Source organism: Maritalea porphyrae (genome assembly GCF_027213965.1).
Taxonomy (GTDB): domain Bacteria; phylum Pseudomonadota; class Alphaproteobacteria; order Rhizobiales; family Devosiaceae; genus Maritalea; species Maritalea porphyrae_A.
In genome coordinates this window covers 329,511-353,424 of sequence record NZ_JAPWGX010000003.1, presented here as the reverse complement: position 1 = coordinate 353,424, position 23,914 = coordinate 329,511, and the positions used below count along the sequence as shown (strand labels likewise).

Annotated in this window: 28 protein-coding genes and 2 tRNA genes; 13 read left to right on the top strand and 17 right to left on the bottom strand. The window is 48.9% G+C overall.

Going from position 1 to position 23,914, the window contains the following annotated elements:
• Positions 1–23 precede the first annotated feature (23 nt).
• Positions 24–99, bottom strand: a tRNA-Thr gene (locus O4H47_RS10565).
• 182 nt (positions 100–281) lie between these two features.
• Between O4H47_RS10565 and O4H47_RS10560 the strand changes: the two genes are divergently transcribed.
• Complete coding sequence (locus tag O4H47_RS10560) at positions 282–1,058, top strand: NAD kinase (RefSeq protein WP_269393946.1); 777 nt, start codon at positions 282–284, stop codon at positions 1,056–1,058.
• Here O4H47_RS10560 and O4H47_RS10555 read toward each other — a convergent pair.
• From O4H47_RS10555 to O4H47_RS10545, 3 genes are all read right to left on the bottom strand, one after another.
• Positions 1,055–2,263 carry a DUF2336 domain-containing protein gene (locus O4H47_RS10555; RefSeq protein ID WP_269393945.1) on the bottom strand — a complete coding sequence of 403 codons (1,209 nt, stop codon included), beginning with the start codon at positions 2,261–2,263 and terminating at the stop codon, positions 1,055–1,057. The two genes, O4H47_RS10560 and O4H47_RS10555, sit on opposite strands and share 4 nt — an antisense overlap.
• Positions 2,264–2,356: 93 nt before the next feature.
• Complete coding sequence (locus O4H47_RS10550) at positions 2,357–3,229, bottom strand: transglycosylase SLT domain-containing protein (RefSeq protein WP_269393944.1); 873 nt, start codon at positions 3,227–3,229, stop codon at positions 2,357–2,359.
• A 61-nt stretch (positions 3,230–3,290) separates the two neighbouring features.
• On the bottom strand, positions 3,291–3,869 hold the full coding sequence (locus O4H47_RS10545) for a nitroreductase family protein (protein ID WP_269393943.1): 579 nt from the start codon (positions 3,867–3,869) through the stop codon (positions 3,291–3,293).
• 148 nt (positions 3,870–4,017) lie between these two features.
• Between O4H47_RS10545 and O4H47_RS10540 the strand changes: the two genes are divergently transcribed.
• Together O4H47_RS10540 and O4H47_RS10535 are read left to right on the top strand one after the other, a co-directional pair.
• Positions 4,018–4,998 carry a hypothetical protein gene (locus O4H47_RS10540; protein ID WP_269393942.1) on the top strand — a complete coding sequence of 327 codons (981 nt, stop codon included), beginning with the start codon at positions 4,018–4,020 and terminating at the stop codon, positions 4,996–4,998.
• A 52-nt stretch (positions 4,999–5,050) separates the two neighbouring features.
• Positions 5,051–5,560, top strand: coding sequence for a hypothetical protein (locus tag O4H47_RS10535; protein WP_269393941.1), 510 nt, complete (start codon positions 5,051–5,053; stop codon positions 5,558–5,560).
• Between the two features lie 16 nt (positions 5,561–5,576).
• Here the strand turns inward: O4H47_RS10535 and thrS are convergent, their stop codons facing one another.
• From thrS to O4H47_RS10520, 3 genes are all read right to left on the bottom strand, one after another.
• Positions 5,577–7,535 carry a threonine--tRNA ligase gene (gene thrS, locus O4H47_RS10530; protein ID WP_269394382.1) on the bottom strand — a complete coding sequence of 653 codons (1,959 nt, stop codon included), beginning with the start codon at positions 7,533–7,535 and terminating at the stop codon, positions 5,577–5,579.
• Between the two features lie 87 nt (positions 7,536–7,622).
• Positions 7,623–7,925 (bottom strand): membrane protein insertion efficiency factor YidD, encoded by a 303-nt coding sequence (gene yidD / locus O4H47_RS10525; protein WP_331283677.1) that lies wholly within the window; start codon positions 7,923–7,925, stop codon positions 7,623–7,625.
• Positions 7,925–8,374: an iron-sulfur cluster assembly scaffold protein gene (locus O4H47_RS10520; RefSeq protein WP_269393940.1), complete on the bottom strand. Its 450-nt coding sequence runs from the start codon at positions 8,372–8,374 to the stop codon at positions 7,925–7,927. Before O4H47_RS10520 ends, yidD begins: the two co-directional genes overlap by 1 nt.
• Positions 8,375–8,545: 171 nt before the next feature.
• Here O4H47_RS10520 and folE point away from each other — a divergent pair, with 171 nt between their 5' ends.
• Both folE and hisI read left to right on the top strand, forming a co-directional pair.
• Positions 8,546–9,175 carry a GTP cyclohydrolase I FolE gene (gene folE / locus O4H47_RS10515; RefSeq protein WP_269393939.1) on the top strand — a complete coding sequence of 210 codons (630 nt, stop codon included), beginning with the start codon at positions 8,546–8,548 and terminating at the stop codon, positions 9,173–9,175.
• 40 nt (positions 9,176–9,215) lie between these two features.
• Positions 9,216–9,665, top strand: coding sequence for a phosphoribosyl-AMP cyclohydrolase (gene hisI, locus O4H47_RS10510; RefSeq protein WP_269393938.1), 450 nt, complete (start codon positions 9,216–9,218; stop codon positions 9,663–9,665).
• Positions 9,666–9,667: 2 nt separating this feature from the next.
• On the opposite strand, the gene O4H47_RS10505 is transcribed toward hisI, so the two are convergent.
• A complete protein-coding gene (locus O4H47_RS10505) occupies positions 9,668–10,405 on the bottom strand; it encodes a rhomboid family intramembrane serine protease (RefSeq protein ID WP_269393937.1) in 738 nt (245 codons plus the stop codon).
• Between the two features lie 191 nt (positions 10,406–10,596).
• Here O4H47_RS10505 and O4H47_RS10500 point away from each other — a divergent pair, with 191 nt between their 5' ends.
• The 3 genes from O4H47_RS10500 to O4H47_RS10490 all read left to right on the top strand — a co-directional run bounded on the left by O4H47_RS10500 (position 10,597) and on the right by O4H47_RS10490 (position 12,765).
• Positions 10,597–11,268 carry a PAS domain-containing protein gene (locus O4H47_RS10500; protein ID WP_269393936.1) on the top strand — a complete coding sequence of 224 codons (672 nt, stop codon included), beginning with the start codon at positions 10,597–10,599 and terminating at the stop codon, positions 11,266–11,268.
• Positions 11,269–11,353: 85 nt separating this feature from the next.
• The gene (locus O4H47_RS10495) at positions 11,354–11,971 is read left to right on the top strand and encodes a PilZ domain-containing protein (protein ID WP_269393935.1); all 618 of its coding nucleotides are present in this window, start codon (positions 11,354–11,356) and stop codon (positions 11,969–11,971) included.
• A 179-nt stretch (positions 11,972–12,150) separates the two neighbouring features.
• Entirely contained in the window at positions 12,151–12,765 is a 615-nt protein-coding gene (locus O4H47_RS10490; protein WP_269393934.1) for a transglutaminase-like cysteine peptidase, read from the top strand.
• Positions 12,766–12,882: 117 nt separating this feature from the next.
• On the opposite strand, the gene O4H47_RS10485 is transcribed toward O4H47_RS10490, so the two are convergent.
• The gene (locus O4H47_RS10485) at positions 12,883–13,401 is read right to left on the bottom strand and encodes a gamma carbonic anhydrase family protein (RefSeq protein ID WP_269393933.1); all 519 of its coding nucleotides are present in this window, start codon (positions 13,399–13,401) and stop codon (positions 12,883–12,885) included.
• A 4-nt stretch (positions 13,402–13,405) separates the two neighbouring features.
• A complete protein-coding gene (locus tag O4H47_RS10480; protein WP_269393932.1) occupies positions 13,406–13,729 on the bottom strand; it encodes a DUF6949 family protein in 324 nt (107 codons plus the stop codon).
• 190 nt (positions 13,730–13,919) lie between these two features.
• Here O4H47_RS10480 and O4H47_RS10475 point away from each other — a divergent pair, with 190 nt between their 5' ends.
• Positions 13,920–14,501 carry a hypothetical protein gene (locus tag O4H47_RS10475; RefSeq protein ID WP_269393931.1) on the top strand — a complete coding sequence of 194 codons (582 nt, stop codon included), beginning with the start codon at positions 13,920–13,922 and terminating at the stop codon, positions 14,499–14,501.
• Here O4H47_RS10475 and O4H47_RS10470 read toward each other — a convergent pair.
• The 4 genes from O4H47_RS10470 to O4H47_RS10455 all read right to left on the bottom strand — a co-directional run bounded on the left by O4H47_RS10470 (position 14,498) and on the right by O4H47_RS10455 (position 16,819).
• Complete coding sequence (locus O4H47_RS10470; RefSeq protein WP_269393930.1) at positions 14,498–14,716, bottom strand: DUF3126 family protein; 219 nt, start codon at positions 14,714–14,716, stop codon at positions 14,498–14,500. The two genes, O4H47_RS10475 and O4H47_RS10470, sit on opposite strands and share 4 nt — an antisense overlap.
• Positions 14,717–14,803: 87 nt before the next feature.
• A complete protein-coding gene (locus O4H47_RS10465; protein ID WP_269393929.1) occupies positions 14,804–15,184 on the bottom strand; it encodes a hypothetical protein in 381 nt (126 codons plus the stop codon).
• Positions 15,156–15,992 (bottom strand): serine O-acetyltransferase, encoded by an 837-nt coding sequence (cysE, locus tag O4H47_RS10460; RefSeq protein ID WP_269393928.1) that lies wholly within the window; start codon positions 15,990–15,992, stop codon positions 15,156–15,158. Before cysE ends, O4H47_RS10465 begins: the two co-directional genes overlap by 29 nt.
• A gap of 68 nt (positions 15,993–16,060) precedes the next feature.
• A complete protein-coding gene (locus tag O4H47_RS10455; RefSeq protein WP_269393927.1) occupies positions 16,061–16,819 on the bottom strand; it encodes an alpha/beta fold hydrolase in 759 nt (252 codons plus the stop codon).
• A 165-nt stretch (positions 16,820–16,984) separates the two neighbouring features.
• On the opposite strand from O4H47_RS10455, the gene O4H47_RS10450 reads away from it, so the two are divergent.
• The 3 genes from O4H47_RS10450 to O4H47_RS10440 all read left to right on the top strand — a co-directional run bounded on the left by O4H47_RS10450 (position 16,985) and on the right by O4H47_RS10440 (position 19,824).
• Positions 16,985–17,230, top strand: coding sequence for a zinc-finger domain-containing protein (locus O4H47_RS10450; RefSeq protein WP_269393926.1), 246 nt, complete (start codon positions 16,985–16,987; stop codon positions 17,228–17,230).
• 14 nt (positions 17,231–17,244) lie between these two features.
• The gene (locus O4H47_RS10445; RefSeq protein ID WP_269393925.1) at positions 17,245–18,456 is read left to right on the top strand and encodes an FAD-dependent monooxygenase; all 1,212 of its coding nucleotides are present in this window, start codon (positions 17,245–17,247) and stop codon (positions 18,454–18,456) included.
• Between the two features lie 108 nt (positions 18,457–18,564).
• Positions 18,565–19,824 carry a TCR/Tet family MFS transporter gene (locus O4H47_RS10440; RefSeq protein ID WP_269393924.1) on the top strand — a complete coding sequence of 420 codons (1,260 nt, stop codon included), beginning with the start codon at positions 18,565–18,567 and terminating at the stop codon, positions 19,822–19,824.
• Here the strand turns inward: O4H47_RS10440 and O4H47_RS10435 are convergent.
• Together O4H47_RS10435 and O4H47_RS10430 are read right to left on the bottom strand one after the other, a co-directional pair.
• Positions 19,821–20,759 (bottom strand): ornithine cyclodeaminase family protein, encoded by a 939-nt coding sequence (locus tag O4H47_RS10435; RefSeq protein ID WP_269393923.1) that lies wholly within the window; start codon positions 20,757–20,759, stop codon positions 19,821–19,823. The genes O4H47_RS10440 and O4H47_RS10435 overlap by 4 nt on opposite strands.
• 168 nt (positions 20,760–20,927) lie before the next feature.
• On the bottom strand, positions 20,928–22,364 hold the full coding sequence (locus O4H47_RS10430; RefSeq protein ID WP_269393922.1) for a mannose-1-phosphate guanylyltransferase/mannose-6-phosphate isomerase: 1,437 nt from the start codon (positions 22,362–22,364) through the stop codon (positions 20,928–20,930).
• Positions 22,365–22,557: 193 nt separating this feature from the next.
• On the opposite strand from O4H47_RS10430, the gene O4H47_RS10425 reads away from it, so the two are divergent.
• Positions 22,558–22,644 (top strand) — tRNA-Leu (locus O4H47_RS10425).
• Between the two features lie 84 nt (positions 22,645–22,728).
• Here O4H47_RS10425 and O4H47_RS10420 read toward each other — a convergent pair.
• Positions 22,729–23,862: a hypothetical protein gene (locus O4H47_RS10420; RefSeq protein WP_269393921.1), complete on the bottom strand. Its 1,134-nt coding sequence runs from the start codon at positions 23,860–23,862 to the stop codon at positions 22,729–22,731.
• Positions 23,863–23,914: the final 52 nt, after the last annotated feature.

Here is a 23,914-nt window from a genome sequence, read left to right as displayed (position 1 = left end):
TTGAGCGATGTGCTGGGAGGGAATGGTGCCGGTTGAGAGACTTGAACTCCCGACCCTCTGATTACAAATCAGATGCTCTACCAACTGAGCTAAACCGGCAACGCGCGTTAGATACATAATCCTCCTATGCTGTGCAAGCTCCAATTGTAAAAAAATGAGAGAAAATTTCACAACGTCGAAAAATCTTAGAACCAATTGTCAATATTGGGGCTTTCCGATTCAGGGTTGTGTGTGGCACGTTGCATATTCGTCCTTGTCTCGCACCAATTTGGAGCACGCACGTGCCAGCTTTTTCGAGCGATAGAATCATGTTTGTATCTTCGGGTTCACCAGAGTCCGAAAAAGCACGCGATGTCCTGTGCGCCGAATATGGCACCTGCTCTTTGGATCAAGCAGAGGTAATTGTTGCCCTGGGTGGCGACGGACTTATGCTCGAAACCCTGCACAAAGTCATGGACAAAGAGATCCCTGTTTATGGCATGAATTTTGGGTCAATCGGGTTCTTGATGAATGACTATGGGGCAGACAAGCTAATTGAACGACTTGAAACAGCAGAACCGACAGTTATTCATCCACTGCGAATGACCGCAACCGATAAAAACGGCAATGAACACTCAGCCCTAGCGCTCAATGAAGTGTCGTTGCTGCGGACGTCCTATCAAGCGGCCAAGATTGAAATTCTGATCGATGGAAAGCCGCGACTAGAAGAATTGGTGTGTGATGGGGTATTAGTGGCCACGCCTGCTGGGTCAACTGCTTACAACCTGTCGGCACATGGGCCAATCTTGCCCATCGAAGCTCCACTGCTGGCGCTCACCCCCATCTCTCCTTTTCGACCAAGACGATGGCGCGGCGCAATCCTTTCAAATCGCGCAGAGGTAACCTTCCGCATTCGCGAGATCGACAAGCGCCCTGTAAACGCGGTAGCAGACAGCAAAGAGATTGCAGATGTAGCCGAGGTAAAAGTTAGCGAGTCGCGAACTCACTCGGTGACGCTATTGTTCGATCCAGGCCATAGTCTTGATGAGCGCGTGCTCAACGAACAATTCGATTATTAGGCGGCTGGTAGCGCCAACTGCTCGTCGCGCAAATGCGAAATGTTGATGGCCGCGTCTGGGCTGGCTTCTTCACAAAAGCTTGCCATGACCCCGCGCGCAGCTTCGCGGGCAAGACTGACGTTCTGCTCGTTCAAATATGCAAAGACGCTGTCCAGACTGTCCGGAATATCGCCTTCATGATCGTCAATCAATGCCGAGATAAGTTGGGACACCACAAAGTGGCGTGCGGCCACATCAGTCTCCAAATGAGCCTCGCGCGCCAAAACCGTTAGCCGCGCCATCAGATTACGCAAAGATGGCTCGAAGCCACAACGCGTATAAAGCGCATGTAACGCACGGCGCGTGCCAGATCGCAAAATTCCTTCAGTCTTGCGAGTAGGCAAATCTGCGAGCACTGCCAATGCAGTAACAAAGAATTGCAGGCGACCATTTACGACCGAATTGATCAACAAGCGCGGCGTCAAACGATCTGATTGAAAAAGTGCATCTAAATAGCTGTAGTGCTCCGCAGTTGGCTCACCTTCAACCAAACCCGTTGTCGCCTTATCCAATTGGTCCCGCACAAGGCGATTCAAACGCTGTGGTTGAATGCTTCCATTGACAATGCGCGCGCCCAGCAAGGCATCTGCGATCCGTTCGGTCAGCAAAAACCGTGCAGCAATTGGCAAATCAGGGCGCTGAAGCAATGTGCCCCGCATGGGTGCATCATCACACCAGCGATCAGCCAGTTCGATTAGCAAATCAGACGGCAAAACCAAATCATGCCGGTCCAAAAGCACTCGATCAATTGATTTAGAATGCTCTTGCGCTAAGACTTTGCAGACGTTGACGCCCACTTGCGGGCGCGACAAAATCGCTTCAGCGATTTTTTTACTGCCCTTGCGCGACAAGGCCACTAAGTCACTGTCCAACAAAACCGGCGAAAACTGCACAACAGCGGCAGCAATAATAGATTCGTCCTGTGCCAAGGCAAACATAACAGGACGTGGCGCATTGGGAGAGCGCAGAAGTTCGTAGGCAAGCGCAGCGCGCACTTTCACCGAACTGTCATCCAAAAAACTCAGAACGGCGGCATAAAGGGCTGCTTGCTCGTCGGCGGGTCCACTATGTTCTAAAAACGCACGCGCCGCAATCCGGGCAGCCTGCCCACGCTGCTCACTGTGAGCGGACTGTGACAATGTGTGATATTCATTAAAACCAAGCACGCAAACGCCCTTAAACAACTTACCCATCAAGCGGTTAGACTGAAGACTACGCTTGAAGGCTTAATGAAGCGTTCACCATAATAATTGGTACGGCTATTTGGTATAGAACCGGGCAAAAAAGCTCTGACGCCGTTCGTCATTTTCCACGTCAGATTGGGTGCCCTGATTTTCTTGCAACTCAGGCTGACTTTCAACGGCAAAACGCCCGGGCAAATTGGCCGTGGGCGCTGAACGATAAAGCGCGGCAAAGGGTGAAACAGGGTCCTGCGCCTGAGCCACTGAAAATGGGCCCTGATTGGAAGTGGCCATTTGTTGAGCGGCAAAGGCTGCGGTTTGGCTCACCGACGCATCCACCTCAAGTGATCGATGCTTCGCCACAAGCACTTGATATACTTCCTTAATCGAGCGCGGCTTGCCACTGTCAAAAAAGATACTCTCGTTTGCACGCGCTTGAGACGGAAAATGCATCGCAGCGCTAGCGTTCGGACTAGAAAGGCCTAGGTTGAAAAACTTCTCAGCGCCGCGCGCTCCCATAAAATGAGCAATGTACAGCTCCCCTGGTGAAGGCATGCGTCCAAACTGTTCCTGCAAATACGCACCATTTCGTCGGGTAAATGCGGCCGCCAGATCCGCTGACATTTCAGGGTTCTCTCGTAACGCCAGCACAGCAGATTTCATCTTTGGATCACGAACTTCATACCCATCGGCCGTGCGCTCAATCTTGTCAGAAATGGAGCCATAGCCCAATTTGGGGCCTTCTTCTTTCAAGACTTCAAGCCAAGTGCCTTCAATGAATTGAAACAGCCCAACCGCACTTGATGTTTTTGCCTTAGCTTCTGGATCAAGCGAGCTTTCACGCATTGCGGTTTGCAATAAGTAGTCAAAGTCCACACCATTCTTGTCCCCTGCCCTTGTGAGGGCTTGGGCGAGCTGGGCTGGCACCTGAACCGGCTTTACGCTGGGCATAGCAAAATTACGCTCACAGTTTTCAACACCTTAACAAAACATAAATGCTGTTAAGCAACCATTAACCACGCCAATATTCCACAACTTCTGCAACATCTGGACGCGGACGCTCTTGAGGTACCACGCTTGGCGTGCCGATATGAACAAAACCGGCAAAAAACTCATTATCCTTTGCGCCAAAAATGGCTGCAGCTTCATCGTCAAAAGCAAACCAGCGCGTTACCCATTGCGCCGCAAATCCCAGCGCATTTGCCCCATGCACCAGATTGAAACAAACGCAACCCGCCGAAAGCTGTTGCTCAATTGCCGGAACTTTTGGATGCGCTTGAACAGCGGAAATCACGCCAATGGTCAAAGGCGCGGGCAAAAACCTATTGCGCTCGACATCAAGCATCTCTTCAGAGATCTCAGGATCTCGTTGTTTTGCTAGCTCAGCTAATCGATCACCAGCCATACCACGTTGATCTCCAGCAACAACAACCAACCTCCAAGGCGCCAATTTGCCATGATCAGGCACACGGGATGCAATTTCCAAAAGCTCGGCTAGCTCCAATTCAGATGGGCCAGGTTCTGCCAAAAACGGTAGGGTCACAGATCGCCGCGACTTCAAATACTCAACCATCTCAACATTTTTGCTCATTTTGTCCCCATGTCCCCAGTCCGTTTTGAAAATTTGAGTTGTTTATGCCATAGCTTGGCCGCAAACTTAATCCAAAAGCTTTATAGTTTGTTTGGTGGCAAGACTTATCATCCAACCACCAAAAAATGGAATGGCAATTGCGGCACGTATGATGAAACAAAAATGGACATATGCTGGTTTAATCGGGCTGATGTTGGCCGCACCCTCATTTGCGCAAGAGGTTGCACCTGTCCCACCCGTTCGTCCAGAAAACCTCAATATTACAACACCTTCCGAAACCAACGAGAATCAAGACCTGAACGCCGAAACGCAAATAGAGACGATGACGGACCAAGAAACGATCGTCGTGCCCAAAAGTGGTGGACCACCGCAGCCAGTCAGTATAGGCGCACGAGTGACCGAAGATGGGCCATTCATTCCTAACGGACTGGAGTGGCGGATATACTCTATTACGCCTAATGATAAAGGCGAGTTGGATCTAGTTGCCCGCTCTTCTGATTCTGCCGCCAATTTTAGCTTAGCCGCCGGACAATATATTGCGCATGTTGCTTATGGACGCGCGCAAGCTTCTGACACAATCTCTGTGCAAGAAGGCCCCAACCAGATCGAAATCATTCTCGACGCGGGCGGCCTTGAGCTCAATGCAGCGGTAACCGGCGATATTCCCATCCCGCGGCGCTGGTTAAGCTTTACGGTTTATGCCGACAACCCTACCAACGGTGGCAAAAAAATTATCGCGCAATCGGTATCTCCAGGCAAACTTCTTTATCTAAACTCTGGCACCTATAGCGTCGTTTCACATTTCGGAGAAGTCAATGCAACCGCAAAGGCAGATCTTCGGGTTGAGCCGGGCCAACTGACTTCAGCCACGCTATACCACAAGGCGGCTCAGGTCACATTCAAACTTGTTTCAGAACCCGGTGGCGAAGCGATTGCGGACACGTCTTGGATCATCAAAACGCCTGATGGGCAAACCGTCTACCAAGAAAAAAGTGCTTTTCCGCAAACTGTGCTGGAACAAGGTGAATACATATTGATTGGCAAGCTGGGTAGCCGTGTATTCAACCGCGAATTTGAAATTGTGCCGGGCTTACCGCGTGAAATTGAGCTTTTGGCAGACGCTAACTGATCCGATAGCAAAGTTGGTGCGTAACTCCCACAACAATATGCGGGAGCAAAATATGGCTAAACTCAATCTAATGTCGGCAGCGCTCATTGGCGTGCTATCGATCACGTCCAGCGCCATCGCTGGCCAATTTCCTACCATTAAGGCACAAAACCTCAATAAGGTTGAGATGAATTTGCCTCAGGATTTTGGCGCGCGACGATCAATTGTCATGATTGCTTATACTCAAGGGCAGCAAGATGACGTGAACACTTGGTTGCCTTTCCTCGACCAAGCATCAAAAAAATCCGGCGTGAAATACTATGAAGTACCTGTGATTTCATCGGGCTACAGTTTGATGCGTGGCTTCATTGATAATGGAATGCGTTCGGGCATCACAAGCAAATCAACCCGCGCTAAAACCATCACACTCTACACAAATGTGTCCAAATTCAATCGCGAAGTAGGTGTAAGTGGCAAACGCTCCATCCATGCAATCGTGATCGATCGAAATGGCAAGGTGCTCGCAAATGTAAGCGGCGCTTTCTCCAAGGACAAAGCAAAGAAGATAAGCGCCGCTCTATAATCAAATCAATCTATTGCTAGCGAAGGTCCGGAGGGGTTCCCTCGGCGACCAACATAGCAATTGCGTCCTCGACGGGCATGACCTTTTGGCCTTGTTCCCCCAAGCGGCGAACGGAAACGGTTCCTTCGTTCGCCTCACGCTCGCCGAGGACAAGAATCGCCGGCACTTTGTTTGTGGAATGCTCACGCACTTTATAGTTGATCTTTTCGTTGCGGAAATCAGTTTCAACCCGAATGCCCGCAGCTTTAAGCTTTTCAACCACCGCCAATGCTGCCGGATCAACGCTTGACACAATCGTTGCAACAACAGCTTGAGTTGGTGCCAACCAAACAGGCATACGACCTGCATGGTTCTCGATCAGAATGCCGATAAAGCGCTCGAGTGTTCCAAGCACAGCCCTGTGCAACATCACTGGAATTTGGCGAGAACTGTCTTCAGCAATGTAAGAAGCACCCAATCGTTCGGGAAGAACGAAATCTAGCTGCAAAGTACCACATTGCCATGAACGGCCAATCGCATCCTTCAAGTGGAATTCGAGTTTTGGCCCGTAAAACGCGCCATCGCCTTCAGCAATTTCAAAATCACGGCCCGTTGCCCGCAAAGCATCGCCCAAGCCTTTTTCAGCTTGATCCCAAACCTCGTCAGATCCCGCCCGCATTTCAGGGCGTGTTGCCAACAAGATTTTGACTTCGGTAAAGCCCATATCCTCGTACACTGAATCAAGCAGTGCACAGAACGCTTCAGTTTCGGACGTCACCTGATCTTCACGACAGAAAATATGGCCATCGTCCTGAGTCATTTGGCGCACACGCATTAGCCCGTGCAAAGCGCCATGTGCTTCGTTCCGATGACAACAACCAAATTCCGCCAAACGCAGTGGCAAATCGCGGTAAGACTTGATGCCTTGGTTGAAAATTTGAATATGCGCAGGGCAATTCATTGGTTTTAGGGCCAGCAGTTTTGCGTCTTGCTCAATTTCCAAATGCTCAGAATCGGAAGAAAACTCAATATCTGGCACAACAAACATGTCTTCGCGGAACTTTGACCAGTGGCCAGATTGTTCCCAAAGCTTGCTGTCCATCAATTGTGGGGTTTTCACCTCACCATAACCAGCATTGTTCACTTTGCGGCGGATATATTGTTCCATCTGATTATAGATGGTGTAGCCTTTTGGATGCCAAAAAACAGAACCCTGCGCTTCTTCTTGTAAGTGGAATAAGTCCAGCTCTTTGCCAAGCTTCCGGTGGTCACGCTTTTCTGCTTCTTCAATCATGTGAAGATAGGCGTCAAGCTGCTTTTGGTTGGCCCAAGCAGTGCCATAAATGCGTGACAACATTTTGTTGTTGCTGTCACCGCGCCAATAGGCACCCGCAACCTTTGTTAGCTTAAACGCAGTGCCAATGTCTTTTGTGGTGCGCATATGTGGCCCACGACAAACATCCATCCACTGGCCCTGCTTGTAGATTTTCACATCTTCATCAGCAGCAATCGCGTCAATCAGCTCAACCTTGTACTCTTCGCCCTTGGCTTTAAATACACGCTTAGCTTCCTCGCGGTCCCAAACTTCTCTCGTGAACTCCGCACCGCGCGCGATGATTTCTGCCATCTTTTTCTCAATGGCGACAAAGTCTTGCTCGGTAAAATGCTGGTCGCGCGCAAAATCGTAATAAAAGCCATTTTCGATTGAAGGGCCAATGGTGACTTGAGTATCTGGCCATAGCTCTTGCACGGCTTCAGCCAAAACGTGCGCACAGTCGTGACGGATCAGCTCAAGCGCATCATCATCATCGCGCAGCACAAATTCAATTGCACCGTCTTGCTCAAAGGCTTGAGCAAGATCAACAATTTCTCCATCCACTCGCATGGCGACTGTTTTTTTCGCCAGTGATTTGGAAATGGAGTTTACGATGGTGGTGCCGGTGGTACCCCGAGGATATTCTCGAACAGCACCATCAGGAAACGACACATTGACCATGATCTTTCTCCATTTCATATAAAAATCGCCGCGGCAGCACTATTGCGCCACGATCGGTCAGAAAAGTTGCTTTAACATGTTTTGGAATTATTTCCAGCGCCCAAATCGCCAAGGTGCATACCAACGGCCATTTGAAGGCAATTTTTCTGGAACTGGGTCAAATCCGTCACTACCGCCGGGCCGACATCTATAAACGCGCCCTGCCCCCATCCACCCGCCAGACCAAAAACCGTAGCGCTTGATCGCATCCATGGTGAATTCAGAACAGCTTGGCGCATGGCGGCAAGTTCGCCCCATGAATGCCGAAAGGCTGTAGCGGTAGATCAAAATTAGGCCGACAGCAGTCCATTTGAACGGGAAATCGATAATCATGCCTATAGTACGGAACATCAACCAGCTCGTTCTTTTTGAGCGACTTCATAGGAATCAATAGCATCAACAACCGCGTCAAAAACCAATAAAGTTGAGGCGTGCCGCGGTTTGTAGTCCCGCACGGGTTCAAGATACTTCAAGTCTTCCCATTTGCCGGACGGTGCGGCTCCATTAGCCTTCAGCATCGCCACCATTTGAGTGCGCACAGTGCGCAATTCATCCAGCGTTGAGCCAATAATCTGCTGTGCCACAATCGACGCAGATGTCTGCCCCAGCGCGCACGCATTTACTTCGTGAGCATAATCGACGACCCGATTGCCCTCAATCTTGAGTTCAACATCAATGCTCGAACCACAAACACGTGAAACGCGACGTGCCGTTGCATCCGGCGCTTCAAGCGGATGCATTTGCGGCAAGTTGCCCGCAAGCTCAAGAATTCTGTCGCTATAAATCTGGTTGATACTCATCGTGCCATCATCACAAAGTTGGGTACACACTTGTTTATTGTTACACCATTACCTTATATAGGGCGAGTTACGAGAAACGCCAATGCCCGGAAATTTCGATAAGGCGTTCGAAATTGTGAACCGTTCAGCCATTGTGTGAGTATTAAAGGTCGACGCCATCAGGAGATGATTATGGATGCGACCGCCAAACCTATAAAGCCAACTATTGTGGCCGAAAAAGACGTAAAGCGTCCGACCCGCGAAGAAGCTGAGGCCGCAGTCAAAACACTTATAGCTTGGGCTGGTGACAACCCAGAACGTGAGGGCTTGCTCGACACGCCAAAACGGGTGGTTAAAGCCTACGAAGAGCTCTATGAAGGCTACGGCCAAGACGCCCATGAAATCTTAAACCGCACCTTTAATGAAGTGGGCGGTTATGATGACATTGTATTTGTGTGCGATATCCCGTTTTTCTCGCATTGCGAACATCATATGGTGCCATTTGTTGGCAAGGCGCATATCGCCTATTTGCCAACCGAGGGTGTTGTTGGTTTGTCAAAACTCGCACGCGTTACGGATGTATTTGCCCGTCGCTTGCAAACACAAGAAACCCTGACCGCCCAAATCATCGACGCTATTAATGATGCGCTAAACCCGCGTGGCGCTGCGGTTATGCTGGAGGCCGAGCATATGTGCATGTCGATGCGCGGTATTAAAAAGCACGGGGCGTCAACCATCACGCAAAGGTTTACTGGTGTCTTTGCTGAGGAACCAACTGAACAGCAACGCTTCTTTTCACTCCTTAATATGAATAAGGGCTAAACCCAACACGTCCAGGGTGGCCCAAAATGACGAGCTTTTCATGTCAGATTTCATCGACCCAGGAAGCATGACCAAAACAGAACTCGAGGCGGGAAACGTTTTCGCCCCCCGATTTGATGAAAATGGTCTGATTCTAGCTATCACGTGTGATGCAGATTCAAACGAACTGCTGATGGCCGCCTATATGAACAAAGAGGCCGTCAAACTAACCCTTGAGACCGGGTTTGTGCATTACTATTCAAGATCGCGCAAAAGCCTTTGGAAAAAGGGTGAAAGCTCCGGCGAGCTGCAAAAATTCGTCGAAATGCGCACAGACTGTGATCAAGACATTTTGCAGGTGCTTGCCATTCAAACAGGCACTGGTGCAGCGTGTCATACTGGCAGAAAATCTTGCCTTTACCGCAAAGTGGTCGCCAAAAATGGAAGCCTCAGCCTTGAGGACCTGGGTATGTCGCCACTTTTTGACCCTGATGAGAAATATAGCTCCTAGAATCAAAACGGCCGACGCTCTAACCACGCGACCATGAAATACCCAGCGACATATCCGCCGAGATGAGCTTGCCACGCAACGGACCCACTAATACCGACGATGCCAGGCACTAAGCCGAACAAAATGTTTAGCGCCAACCAAAACCCGGCAAAGCTCAAAGCGCGTCTATTCTTAACAATGTCGGTCAAACTAGCTAGTTTTCGGCCCAATACATGCACCTCGCCAGTGGCTTCATCGGTGTACATTTCTACCGGCTGAAAGACGAATCGGGTGGCGCCGCCGATGAAGGCGGAAACTGCGCCCGAAGCGCCAATCAATATAACAAAACTGCTGCCCGAAATGGCGCCAAACGCGAGCGCCCCAACTGCTGACCCAAACAAGAACACGGCGATGAACCCAATGTTGCCGTATCGCCGTGCAACTGGGCTACCAAACACCGCGAGCCACGCCAAATTGAAGATCAAATGCTGCCACCCGACATGCAAAAAAGCGTGTGAAAACAAAGTGTAATAGCGCGCAAACTCACCGCCGCGAAATTCAGCAGGCAACTGATCACGCAAGGTGACATAGCCAAATTGAACGAAGAAATGGTCATAGGCCTCCGGCGTTAGCATCAGTTGTGCCGCAAGATGAATGGAGAAAAGAAGTCCAATTGCTGCCGCCACAATAAAAGGCAAATTAAAGGCAGGTGGGTTCGCGTTTGGATTAGGCGTATCGCCGTGACCTGGTGGTAAGTTCATAAAAGCTCCTTACACCCCTTATGCCCGTTCTTTGAATACTTTTCCACAACCAGCCGCTGCGTTAACCTTAATAAAGCTTTAAGGGCGATTTTTTCGTCAATTTGGTCCAGATTGATATCAAGAAATAAATAGCGAACAAGGCCGAACTGAGCACCGACAAAATCGGTACCAGATGGTTTGATGCGGGGAATATGACGAATATGCAGATGCAAAGCACGCAGCGGCTCTACAAATATTGGAACGAATTGCGTGGCACACGCAGCGCGCCAGAACGTCGCGATGTCGATCCGACTAAGATCCGCAATGCCCTAGCAAATACCTTCATTCTGGAGTCTTCACCGGACCAAGAGACATTTAATTTCCGGTTGGCCGGCTCACACATCTGCTCAACCTATTGTCGTGAGTTGAAGAACCGTTCGTTCGTTGACCTTTGGCACCGCCGCGACAAAGACGCAATCGAGACGCTCATCAAAGCGGTCACAGATGATCATGCGGCAGCACTTGTTACCTTTAACGCCACTAGCCAGCATAATGCTCAATTGACATTTGAAGCCCTACTGCTGCCCCTTCGGCATAATGGCGCTACGAATAACCGCATCATCGGATCGATAACAGCTTTTGAAGAACCACTGTGGTTTGGCACTCAACCCATTATGGAACAACGGATTTCTGGTCTGCGCCTCATCTGGCCGGACGATCAGAGCAATGAGTTCTCTGGCCGAGACCTGAGCACAAGTGTTGAGTTGGAAGAGCGCGAAGATGTGATCGACATCCGCTCGAATTTTGGTCAAAACTCCAAAGTCTACGGCATCAATGCTCGCCGCTATGCACATTTGGCTGTAATCGACGGCGGAAAACAGTAGTTTAAAGCGCTTTGCCATTACACTCGGTTAACTAACTCGATGCTATTGTTGAGCAAGTTGATCAGAACATTGGCAAACAAGCCTTATGCACACGCAAGCTCTACAAACAGAGACCGTAGATTTGGTTGAACCAGGTCGCTTCCAACGTGTCAAAATATCTTTGCTTGGCCGTTATATGCTGGCTGATCGACGCGAGTTCCCTTGCCAAGTTGTGGAGATGTCCCCCGGGGACGCCGTTATTATTGCGCCCGAGATGGGAAAGCTTGGCGAACGGGTCATTGCCTACATCGATCACCTGGGTCGCATCGAAGGTACAATACAAAAGGAAGCTGATGGTGGGTTTGAAGTAAGCGTAAACGCTTCCCCGCGCAAACGCGATAAGCTCGCAGCGCAACTCACTTGGTTTGCAAACAAAGACATTCTGAATCTTCCAGAGGATCGCCGCCACGAACGTCAGGTCCCTGATATTCGTCATTCGCGCATCATCTTGGAAGACGGACGCAACTACCGTTGTAAAATCGTCGACATTTCTCTTTCCGGTGCTGCGGTTGAAATTGATGTGAAACCTGCGATGAACACTCCCATTACATTGGGGCGGATGCGCGCAACCGTAGTACGGCACTTTGATGATGGCATTGCCGTTGAGTTTTCTTCAGTACAAGAAATCTTCACCGTCGTTCAAGCAAGCTTGCGCTCAGAATAAACCTAATCAGATCAGCAAACAGCAGCCCGCCATTTGTGCGGGCTTTTTTGCGTCCTCCTCACAACTATACTTAACAGCACCTGAATCTAACCCATTGTTTTTGAATAAAAGTCTGCCGGTTTATTTTTCAAGCCCGAAATTTCCAATCTCCATAGTGGTCCTCGTCAGGGAGACTACAAATGGAAAACATCAACCGCCTAATTCGCAATTGCTTGATTGGTATGGCAGCAATCACAATCTTTGCCACGCCAGCTTATGCAATTTCATCAAATGCAGCTTTCGTCGCCGAAATCAAAGAAACGTCCATTCCAATGGGCCACGCGGCATTTTGCAAGACGCGCCCAACAGAATGCGGGCAAAACTCAAAGCTTATTTCTTACGAAGAACTCACTCAGGACAAATGGCAACAGCTGCTTAACATCAATGCTCAACTTAATGCGGAGATCAAACCAATTAACGACATCGATCTTTATCAGACTGAAGAGTTTTGGACCTATCCACGTGGCTACGGAGATTGTGAAGACTATGTTTTGGCCAAGCGCAAAGCGTTGATTGCTGCAGGCTGGGCTCCGAGCACCCTATTGGTAACGGTCGTAATGCAAAAATCTGGTGAAGGACATGCCGTTCTCACCGTCCGCACAGATCGAGGCGACCTAATTTTAGACAATCAAGAAGGACTAATTAAAGTCTGGAGTGAAACGCCATATACGTTCATTAAGCGCCAATCGCAAGTTCATGCAGGCCGATGGATGGAACTCGCAGATAACCGCACGTTTACGGTCGCTAGCAACTAGACCATTCGTGCGATATCAGAAAATTTCGGCCTAACTTCCAACCCTGACACCGGCCGAAACACAAAGACCAGCTTTCCCCGAGGCTGGTCTTTGGCTTTTTTAAAGTTACTTGTGCTTTCAAAGAACTTTTGCAGCATTCAAATAGTGCTGTCCACGATTGACGTACCCCATCGCATGAGCGATCCGGTCATCAAATGTTGATGGATCGAGCTGCTTTTTTATTTTGCCAGGCATCCCAAGTACCATCGAAAACGGTGGAATTTGCTGGCCCTCTGTAACAACAGCTCCAGCACCAATGATCGACCCACGTCCGATCACACAACCATTCATAACGGTTGCCCCCATGCCCACAAGCACGCCTTCTTCAAGAAGGCATCCATGCAAAATGGCCCGATGACCAATCGTACAGTGGGCGCCAATTTCCACGGGAAAACCCGCGTCCGTGTGGATGACACTTAAGTCTTGAACGTTTGCATTTTCGCCGATTGTAATCGGTTCTATATCGCCACGCAGGACCGAGCCGAACCAAATATTTGCCTTGGACTTTGCAATGACATTGCCAATAAGGTCTGCACTTTGTGAAACATAAGCATCTGCCGCAATGGTGGGCGCAATTCCGTCAAACGAATACTGCATAGACCTAAAATCCCAAGATGCCGATATAGACCCACAAGAACAAAAGCCCGACAATGAAACTCCAACCAAATGCGATAAAAGCAGAAAGCAGTGCCTGGCTCACATGAACACCGCCTGCACTATCGCGACGCCAGCCCATGTGCAGCATGATGAAAGGTCCACAAACAAAGCTCATCAACAAATGGCCCGTTGTCGCAAAAATATTGTCGCCATCAAACCGCAGCACAGCCTCTTGCTTCGCAAACAATTGATAGAGATAAGTGGAGCCACCGGCGAAAGCCAATCCAACTGCCACAATGTATAAAGAAATCACAAATTCGTTGGCCACAACCATCTCCCGCCAAAACACACCGCGCGCGTTTACCTTTTGTTAAACATATTGTTGCGTCTATCAATTGTCACGCAAGACTGAGGGAAATGGTTAACGCCAGAATTGGAAGAAAATGCCGCAGATGAAATCGTCTCGAGCGAAAAACGGTATAAAAACCAACATCCTAATTCTGTGCATAGTGCTTAGCATGTTGGGGTTGGGAATCGTCTACGGTCTCGATTTTTTTGAAAGCCGTGCAACGCAAGTTGCAAATGATAAGGGAACGCCTGTTGAGTTCACCATCGCGGCATCAAAACTGCAGGCACCAGAATCGTGGATCGTTTCCGAATTCAATCCCGAGCAAACAATCCTAAATTTGCTCCAATTACACCTGACAATGAACCTAGATGGTCAGAGCTTCACGCTAAACCTGACGTTGATGCCGGCCGCACGTGCCGCCCCAAGCGCATATTTGCTAGATTCACTCTACATCCACAATTTCGCGCCCGGTCGTTCGGACCAAATGTATGGGCTCGTGGTCAAAAAACTAAAGAATGAAGCCGGTTTTGAAGACGAAACCGTTTGGTACGACGCATTGAGCGCCACACCCTTTGTGGCCAAATGCCTAGAGGAGAAGGTCGTAGTTGAGCGCGCAAAGAATTGCATCACGACTGTTTTGGTCAACAAGCGCGTATCCGCGCTCATTCAATTTGAAAAGGCCATTTTGCCCCATTGGCGGCAATTCTCTGTGGCGCTGAACAAGCAAATGGCCGAATTCAACGTTGATTAAGAATAGTCTTCCAGATCAATGTCAAGAATCGCCATTTGGAAGTTGAAAGAGCGTTCGCCCTCATCTTCGTCTAAATACATAACGCCGATGAATTCTTCCCCAAGGTAAACCTCAGCCGAATCGTTCTTGTTTGGGCGTGCCCGAACTTCAAACGCTGGGTTGCCAAATTTTCCACGTAGATACTTCGTGAGATTTGCAATTTCTTCTTTTGTCATTCTGACCACCACTTTTGGCATTTAAGTTAGAGCGCGAAACTAGCAAGTTAGCCAATTTGCTCAACAGCTAGTTTGGTTTTCCCCACTTTAGCCGAATTTCAAATTTTCATGATGAAATGTTTTGTACCAGTTGCCATCTCGCTCAATCCAAAGCGCCATACATATGTCAACAACACCATCATTTTTCTCACGCAAATACGCGAGGCAACAGCTGTCCTTGGATCCAAAATGACCCCACAAGCGGGTCATATTGACGTCCGCGGCCTGCCCGATTTGCTCAATGTAATCCGACTTTGCGATCGCATTTCCATCTACGTCAAAACTCACAAAATCACTAGCAACATGGGCGGCCAGATCTGCTGATTGCATTTCGGCAAAAGCCAATTGTTCTTCACTCAGCCAAATCTGGTCGATAATGCTTTGCTTGGACGTGGAAATCTCAGTTTGAATCTGTTTTACCGCTATCATCGACAATCATCTGGTCCATTCTGGATGCAGGTTGGGCACAACCGGCCTCTCCCACAACCTTCGCAGGAACGCCAGCAACTGTGGTTTTAGCAGGCACATCCTTTAAAACTACTGAACCTGCAGCAATTCGCGCGCAGTCACCAATAGAAATATTTCCCAATATTTTCGCGCCAGCGCCAATCATCACCCCACAGCCAATTTTCGGGTGCCGATCACCGTCTTCTTTGCCTGTACCGCCAAGAGTTACGGCGTGCAAAATTGAAACATCATCCCCAACACGCGCAGTCTCACCGATCACCAGGCCGGTGGCATGGTCCACCATTATCCCACGTCCAATCACGGCCGCAGGATGAATGTCCACCTGAAACACCTGTGAGGAGCGGCTCTGCAAATATCTTGCAAAGTCCTTGCGTCCGCCTTTCCACAATGCGTTGGAAAATCGATAGGTTTGAATTGCTTGAAAGCCTTTGAAAAACAAAACAGGGTCAATTGCCCGGTTGCATGCCGGGTCACGTTCTAATGTGGCCATTAGGTCAGAACGAATATTGTCTGCGATTGATGGATTGTCGCGTAAAACGTCAAAAAACGCCCGGCGAATAATCGCCGCAGGCATATCACGGTGGTCCAGAAGTTCGGATGCGCGATAGGCAATCGCCTCTTCGACGCGCTCGTGGTTGAGAACATTTGCAATAACCAGCCCCGCAAATGCAGGTTCATTGGCCATCATTTGCTCAGCATCGCTGCAAATCGAGCGCCAAACCGGGTCAACGATTGTCGGTTTTTGCGATTGCAGCTTTGTCTCAGCCATTGAAGTTCTCCGTTTTCAACTCTTGTGTATATGGGTGCTATCAACACATTTACCACCCAGCGGCCCCTTTAAGAAGGATAGTGCCGCCCAAGGAATGATAACACAGCTTGTTTAAACTGTTTATCCCCTGTCGCGCGCATGTGATCACGCCCTTCAATCACAAAGCTTTCGCCTTGTTTCATCAATGCGGCCAGCGGTTCAGGTCGACCGCCAACCTCATCTTCACTGCCAACGGCCACGAGAACAGGCAAATCAATTTTGCTTATGTCTTCTTCTGTGATGCGTTGACGTGAAGACGCCATACAAGCAGCCAAAGCACGACGGTCGCTTTTTGTGTGGTCGGCAAATATGCGGAACATGCGCCCAGTTTTGTCTTTTACTTCTTCAAGCGTTGGCGCAAGCAAAGCGTCCACAATTACACCGGACGTGGACATGCCGATTGTCATACGCTCCCCAAGACCACCAAAAATTCCGCATTTGATCAACTCGGGAGCAGCCATACACGCATAAGCAGATATGCGTGCGCCCATTGAATAGCCCATGATCGCAATCTTCTTGATCCCAAGGTATTTGATCAGATTGATCGAATCCTTTGCCATCTCACTGGAAGGATAGGCATCAGAATCATAGATCTTTTGCGATTTGCCATGACCGCGGTTGTCTATTGTGATCACTCGGTATCCGGCACGCACAAGAGAATCAACCCAATCTGTGTCTACCCAATTGACTTTGCCATTGGACCCAAATCCATGAACCAGCAGAATGGATGGCCCCTCGCCATATACGGAATAGGCGATTTCATAGCCTTCAGATTGAAAGTGCGGCATTTTGGACCCTATTTAGTTGCATTTACAGCGCTCAATATCAGCAAAATGTGTTTTGGCAAATTGTCAACTTGCTCAGCAACAGTTATACGCTGGTCAACGCGAATGGGTTTGACTATGTTTACACCCATCTTGTCACGAGACCATTTTTGAAAAAACGAGAGCAATATGGCACACGGCACAACACCACATTACCACAACGCAATGGGCGTCCAAAAAATTGAAATTGGGTCCAAAGAGTTCAAATGTGTGGGCGCATTGCCGCCGTTTGATCATCCGCATATCTTTTTGGATATGGGCGATGACAACGACATTGTGTGCCCTTATTGCTCAACGCATTACATTCACAATGGAAACCTTGGCGCCGCAGCATCTTCTCCCAAAGAAGCCGTTTACGACGCTCATAAGGCGTAACAAACGAGGAATATATGGGCCCCGACAAAACGATTTCAATCAATGGGGCAGGTATTGCCGGTCTAACTTTAGCTCTAGCACTCGCAAAACTTGGCTTTCGCGTGGTCATTGCGGAACAGAGCCGAGAAATCTCACAATTCGGCGCAGGGCTCCAAGTTAGCCCAAATGCCCGCCGTGTGCTGAACGAGCTTGGCTTGAATGAAGTCATTGCCGCTCATAGTTTTGAACCGGCCGGAATTGATATCTATCGCCATGGCAAATCCGCGCCACTTTCCAAGGTAACACTTGGCCAGTTTTCAAAAGAGCGATACGCTGGAACACCCTATGCTGTGATGCATCGCGCTGACCTCGCTGAACAACTCTACAAGGCCACAAAGGCGTTTCCGAATATCGAAATCCTGTTCGGCGTTACCCAAACACGTGTAGAAGACTTGGGTGATGGCGTTTCGGTAATCATCGAACGTGAAGGCAAAGCAAGTTACCCCCTCACCGCACGAGCCCATATTGGGGCCGACGGAGTACGCTCTGTCACCCGAACAGAAGTCTTGGGTGGTAGACGCCCACAATACTCAGGTTATGTCGCTTGGCGCGCTATGGCTAGTTTAGAGCAACTGGGTAAAATCTTGCCAAAGGATCGTTCAGCTCTATTTTGGGGAACCGACTATCATATGGTCGTTTATCCGCTGCCCCAACGTGAACAATTCAATGTTGTTTTGGTGACAGAGTTCGCCTTACCCCTTGAAGACACAGATACTCCAGAGATTTCGAACAAATCTTTGAGCAAAAACAAAACCTTGTCTTCAATCATGGAATCAATTTCTGAGCCATGGACGGCTTGGCCGCTGTTCAATGTCAAAACCGATACTTGGTTCAAAGGCAATGTGGCCATTTTGGGCGATGCCGCGCATGCAATGCTTCCATTTCAGGCGCAGGGCGCAGCAATGTCTATTGAAGATGCAGGTTTGCTCGCGACGATTCTGGCAAGCGAAACTAACAATGCGATAGCATTCGGAAAATGGCAAAATTTACGCCAACCCCGCGCCAATAGGGTCCAAGACCAATCACAAAGAAATGGCTTTGTGTTCCACATGTCCCCGCCACTCAGTTGGGCGCGCGACGCTGTTGTTGCCGGAAAAACAGCAGAAGGTCACCTTGAGCGACTTGACTGGATTTACGCACACGATGCGTTTGAAGGCATGTTGATATCAAAATCCCCTAAGAACTAGAAACGACCTCTGGGGTTGAAAGTTGGTCGAGCCAATTGATAAAGCCCTTGCCATTCCTATATTGGACGTGTCAATTGCCCCTTCTTTCAACAAGGCCTATGGATTCTCATGACTGGTGTGAAAAACCCTCGCCTAGCGCTGATCTTCATTTTGATCACTGTTTTCATAGATATTCTTGGATTGGGGATCATCGTTCCTGTCTTGCCGGGCCTGCTGGAAGAATTGACAGCAGAAAAAGTCTCTAGTGCAGCAGCATACGGCGGTTTTTTGATATCAGCATATGCGCTAATGCAGTTCGTCTTTTCACCGATTCTTGGAAACCTTTCTGATCGGTTTGGCCGACGACCGGTTTTGTTGGCTTCGCTTCTAGGACTTACACTCGATTATTTGTTGATGGGCTTTGCCCCAACCATAATCTGGTTGTTTGTCGGCCGTATTGTTGCAGGCATTATGGGTGCAGCCATTGGTACGGCCACCGCTTATATCGCAGACATCACGCCGAAAGAAAAAAGGGCGCAAAACTTTGGTTTGATTGGCGCAGCAGTTGGCGCCGGCTTCATAATTGGTCCAGCAATTGGCGGGCAGCTTGGTGAATTTGGCACGCGGGTGCCGTTTTTTGTAGCGGCTGCAGTTGCTTTCGCAAATCTGGTGTATGGCTACTTTGTGTTGCCCGAAAGCCTAGGCATGCGCAAAAGGCGTCGGTTTGATGTCAAACGCGCAAACCCCATTGGCACTATACAGTCGCTCAAAAAGTTTCCATTCGTTTTGTCGTTCTTGGGCGTATTGTTTTTCTTCTCTCTGGCAGGACAAGCCTACCCCAGCATTTGGAGCTTCTTCACGATAGAACGCTTCCAATGGACCCCTGCACAAATCGGCATTTCACTGTCAGTATTCGGGATCATGTTTGCGGTGGTCCAAGGTGCATTGATCCGCCCAGCAATCAAAATGTTCGGGGACATTTGGACGGTTGTCATGGGACTTGTCTTCGCAACCATTGGCTTTTTCGGCATGGCCTTCATCGACACTGCCGTTGGCCTTTACATTTTCTTGTTGCCCGGCGCCATGGGTGGCTTTGTTGGTCCCGGCCTCAACGGCCTTATGTCCAGTCGTGTAGACGATAATGCACAGGGAGAACTGCAAGGCGGCGTGAATGCTGTAAACTCCATCACGGCAATTCTTGGGCCACTTGCAGCCACACAATTGTTTGCGTTCTTCACGATTTCGCCCAAAGCCCCCGCCTATTTCCCTGGCGTAGCCTTTTTTGCAGCAGGTATCGCAATTGTTGTCGGTGCAGCAATATTCTTCCAAGCAACTTGGAGATCAGGCCTTTTGGCAAAAAAAGAAAAGCCTAGCCCCCAGAACGACTAAAGGGTGCGCACAGCAGCCCACTTGTCGTAGATCAGCTTTGCCACCATTAAGTCTAAATGAGCGCCGCCTCCGTTCTTGAAAATGGTAACCTCTGCATGGCTTTTCCGCGCAAAAAGGTCACCTTGGGCTAGGTCGTAGTAATCAGCGATCACATCATTTTCACTAATAACGCCTTGAGCGATAGGAATGCTTAATTCGCCTATATCGTGAATGGTCGTTTCGCGAGAATCGACAAACAACCTCCCCTTTTTCAACAGCTCATCGTCAGCTTCGCGCATGTCATTTCTAAAGGCACCAATCAGATCGATATGCGTGCCTGATTTCACCCACTTCCCCATTATCACAGGGCTTCGCGCCATTGTGGCTGAAGTGATGATATCTGCCTCCCCCACGGCCGAGGCCAAATCTGGCGCTGCAATGCAGCTTTGACTTTGTGCCAATGCGCTTGCGTTTTCCGGGTTTCGGCTCCAGACTGAAATCCGTTCAAGCTCTGGGAACACTTCTCGATAGGCATCAATCAGCGAACTAGCAACGGTCCCTGAACCAACTACGAGCAAGTTCTTCGCCTCTGGTCGCGCCAACAGGCGCGCACCCAACACACTGTCGCCTGCAGTTTTCCATTTGGTCACCAATTGACCATCAATCAACGCCTTTATCGCACCGGTTTCATCGTCAAATAGAACGACGACAGATTGGATTGTTGGCAATGGGGGAATACTTTGTGCATTCTGTGGGTAGATCGTTACTGATTTAAGCGCCAACCCAAGCCCGTCAACCCAAGCTGCGCGATTGAGCATAGATTGAACGCCTCGCTCCAACGCCAAATCACCAAGCCTTGCCTTATTCAGGCGATGACCTTCAGCAAGAGCGTCAGCGACTTCTGACCATGTGAGTTGGTGTTCGACATCTTCAATGGATATGAACGGAATATTCATGCAAGTCCCCTGTTTCTTGAAACACTCGACATCACTCTCACACACAAATCAAGATTGTTTTGGCGCGATCCGTTCTATTTAGTATATTTTATCCAATTTAAGATCTGAAAAGAAACCCGCAGGCTTATCAAGCCTGCGGTGCAAAAACTGTAGCAAATTCAACGACTGCTAGGCGCGACCAAATTCATCCTCAAGCCGCACAATATCATCTTCGCCCAAATAGGAACCCGTTTGCACTTCGATCAACTCAAGCAAAATCTTGCCTTTGTTCTCCAACCGATGCACTGCTCCAAGTGGAATATAGACAGATTGGTTTTCGCTAAGCGTTTTTACGCTGTCATCAATTGTGACTTCAGCGGTGCCGCTCACAACAACCCAGTGCTCGGACCGGTGATGGTGCTTTTGCAACGAAAGTTTTTTACCTGGCTTCACAAACAATCGCTTCACCTGGAAGCGGTTCCCCACGACCAAGGACGAGTATCCGCCCCAAGGGCGATAACAAGTTCGGTGCGTTTCTGTTAGCGGCGCAGTTCGTTTGTCACTGCGCAGCTTTTTAACCAACTCACCAACTTTTTGCGCTTCACTGAGCGCACCAACAAAAATGGCGTCTTCACTGACGATAACAGCCACATCGTCCAAACCGGAAACGGTGACCTGCCCTGTTTCTGAATAAACGAGTGAGTTTTTGGTTTCAGATAGCATGACGTCGCCAACGGAAACATTGCCCTCGTTGTCCTGCGCGCCAACTTTCCAAACGGCATCCCAACTTCCAAGGTCCGACCATTCAAACGGAGAAGGAACGACGGCTGCTTTGTCAGTCTTCTCGAAAATCGCGTAGTCGATCGAAATGTCCGGCGACTGAGCAAAAGCATCTTCATTCAACCGGACAAAGTCCAAATCCTTATCAGCATTGTCAACGGCACCGGCAACCGCAGAAGCAACGTCGGGTGCAAGCTTTTCACACTCAGAAATGATCACATCCCGATCAAACAAGAACATGCCAGAATTCCAAAGGTGTTTGCCACCGGCAACAAGTTGCTCTGCCAAGGCGAGTGCTGGCTTTTCAACGAATTTCACAACCTTGTGGCCGCCGCATTCAATTGCGTCACCCTGTTCAATATATCCATACCCAATTGCAGGCTCGGTTGGCTTGATCCCGAAAGTCACCAAATTGCCATTGAGCGCGCACTTAGCAGCCGCATCAACCGCAGTAACATAGTTCGCATCTTCAACAATACGATGATCAGAGGCCAAAACGAACATCAGTGTGTCTTCGCCACCCAAGCTTTGCATGTATTTCGCCGCAGCCAAAACCGCAGCCGTCGTATTACGTGCAACAGGCTCAAGCAAAATACCACCCAGCTCAATGCCAGCTTCTTGCGCTTGTTCAGCCACCAAGAACCTATACTCATTGTTTGTAATGACAATTGGAGCAGCAAATTTCTCGCTATCAGAAACACGCGTAAGCGTTTGTTGAAAAAGGGAATTATCACCAGCAAGGCTTAGGAACTGTTTTGGCCGCGCCGAGCGGGAAATAGGCCAAAGTCGAGTGCCTTTGCCGCCGGCAAGAATAATTGGCACAATCCGCTGATCAACGCCCGCCATGAAATAACTCCAGTTTTAAACACAAAGGTTACCGAATATAGTCATTTTCACACCAATGCAAATCTGAATTGGCGGCGAAATTGCACCTCCGCAAGTATTTGCCAGCTCAATAGCCAATTCATGGCAAGTTACCCATTGAAAAAGCGTCGAATTTATGACAAACCGACGCCTGAACTTATTCAACTCTGGTTTCGCGGACGTGGTGAAATTGGTATACACAAGGGACTTAAAATCCCTCGCCTTGATCGGCTTACGGGTTCAAGTCCCGTCGTCCGCACCAATCACATAAATTGCTCATTGAAATGCATCTGCTGGCAAATAACAAACCAGCATGTTTTCTCGCTCTCCGCGAGAGAGATAGACGTCAATAATCTACATCGCAGAGATAGGCATAAAACGTAGACTCTATGATTCTACCGTTTTTTTGCCTTCTATTCTCGTTCAACGACGTGTGACGGCCATTCAAAAAGTAGGAATTTGTAGTCTCTGGCAATAATGCTCCGGCAAAACAATATCGAACTTCGTCAATTCTAAAGTTTGCCAGCTTTTTCATAGTGCTATTGAGCCAAATCTTTACCGCCGCATTTTCAAAGCGCGAGAAGAGCCCCATTCTGAAAATCAAGCCCTTTTTGAAATACTCACTCGAAAGCGCTTCGTTGAATAGCGGCATGTGCGCACTCCAGCCCATAGCATGTAACTTGTTGCCACTGGATCTTACAACACCATAGCCATAATCGAAGGATTGATACTTTGGGTCGCAGACGTAATCAACGATTGCCGCAATCTTGTTTTGATAGTCATTTGGAATGTGTCGTTGGATGTTACCAAAAACGAAAATATCGTGAATGAAGGGCAAAACGAGCTCGCCATTTTCATACAAAGTCGGGTTGACCAGCTTCTTGGATTGATAGGATTTAGGCAGTTTCGTTCCGATAGAATCCACATATATGTCGTGCTTGAATGGTGAACTGCTTACGAAACCATAAAGGGCATCAATTCTGTCTGTGACCGTTTTACTAACGACCTTTGAAGTGCTACCAGCCCCGAGCAAATACCCAGCCACAACGTAGCGCGCCAGTGAAGTATAGATATCGTCGTTTTGGGTCGTTTCGAGGAAACCAATGCAGTTTTGCATCTGTTCCGTTGTAAGAATGTCATCTAAATTCAAACCAAATTGCAGCAGCTTGCCAAACGCATTCTCAAAGCATCCGTCACTGCTGCCAAGGATTGTCTCATTGGAAATATTTACTGGTATGTTGGCCTTCCAATAAGCGAGCTCAGGCAAGCTTCGTAAGGCCTGATAGTTTTTCTGAAATTCGGGCGCGGCTACATCCTCATTCAGGCGCGCAAGCAAATGTTGAATGGTGGGACTACTGTTTTCCCTTAAGAATTCGAGTTGTCGGTTCCTTGTGTTCATCTGCAAACCGCCTTCCTTAAACAGCAAATGGCCAGAATACGCCATAAGGCGATCGCCGTTTCTGAGGTCATCGAAACTCAAGCGGCATGCAGCAGAGTATTTTACTTCGCAGAAATTGAGATTGAGCTAAATC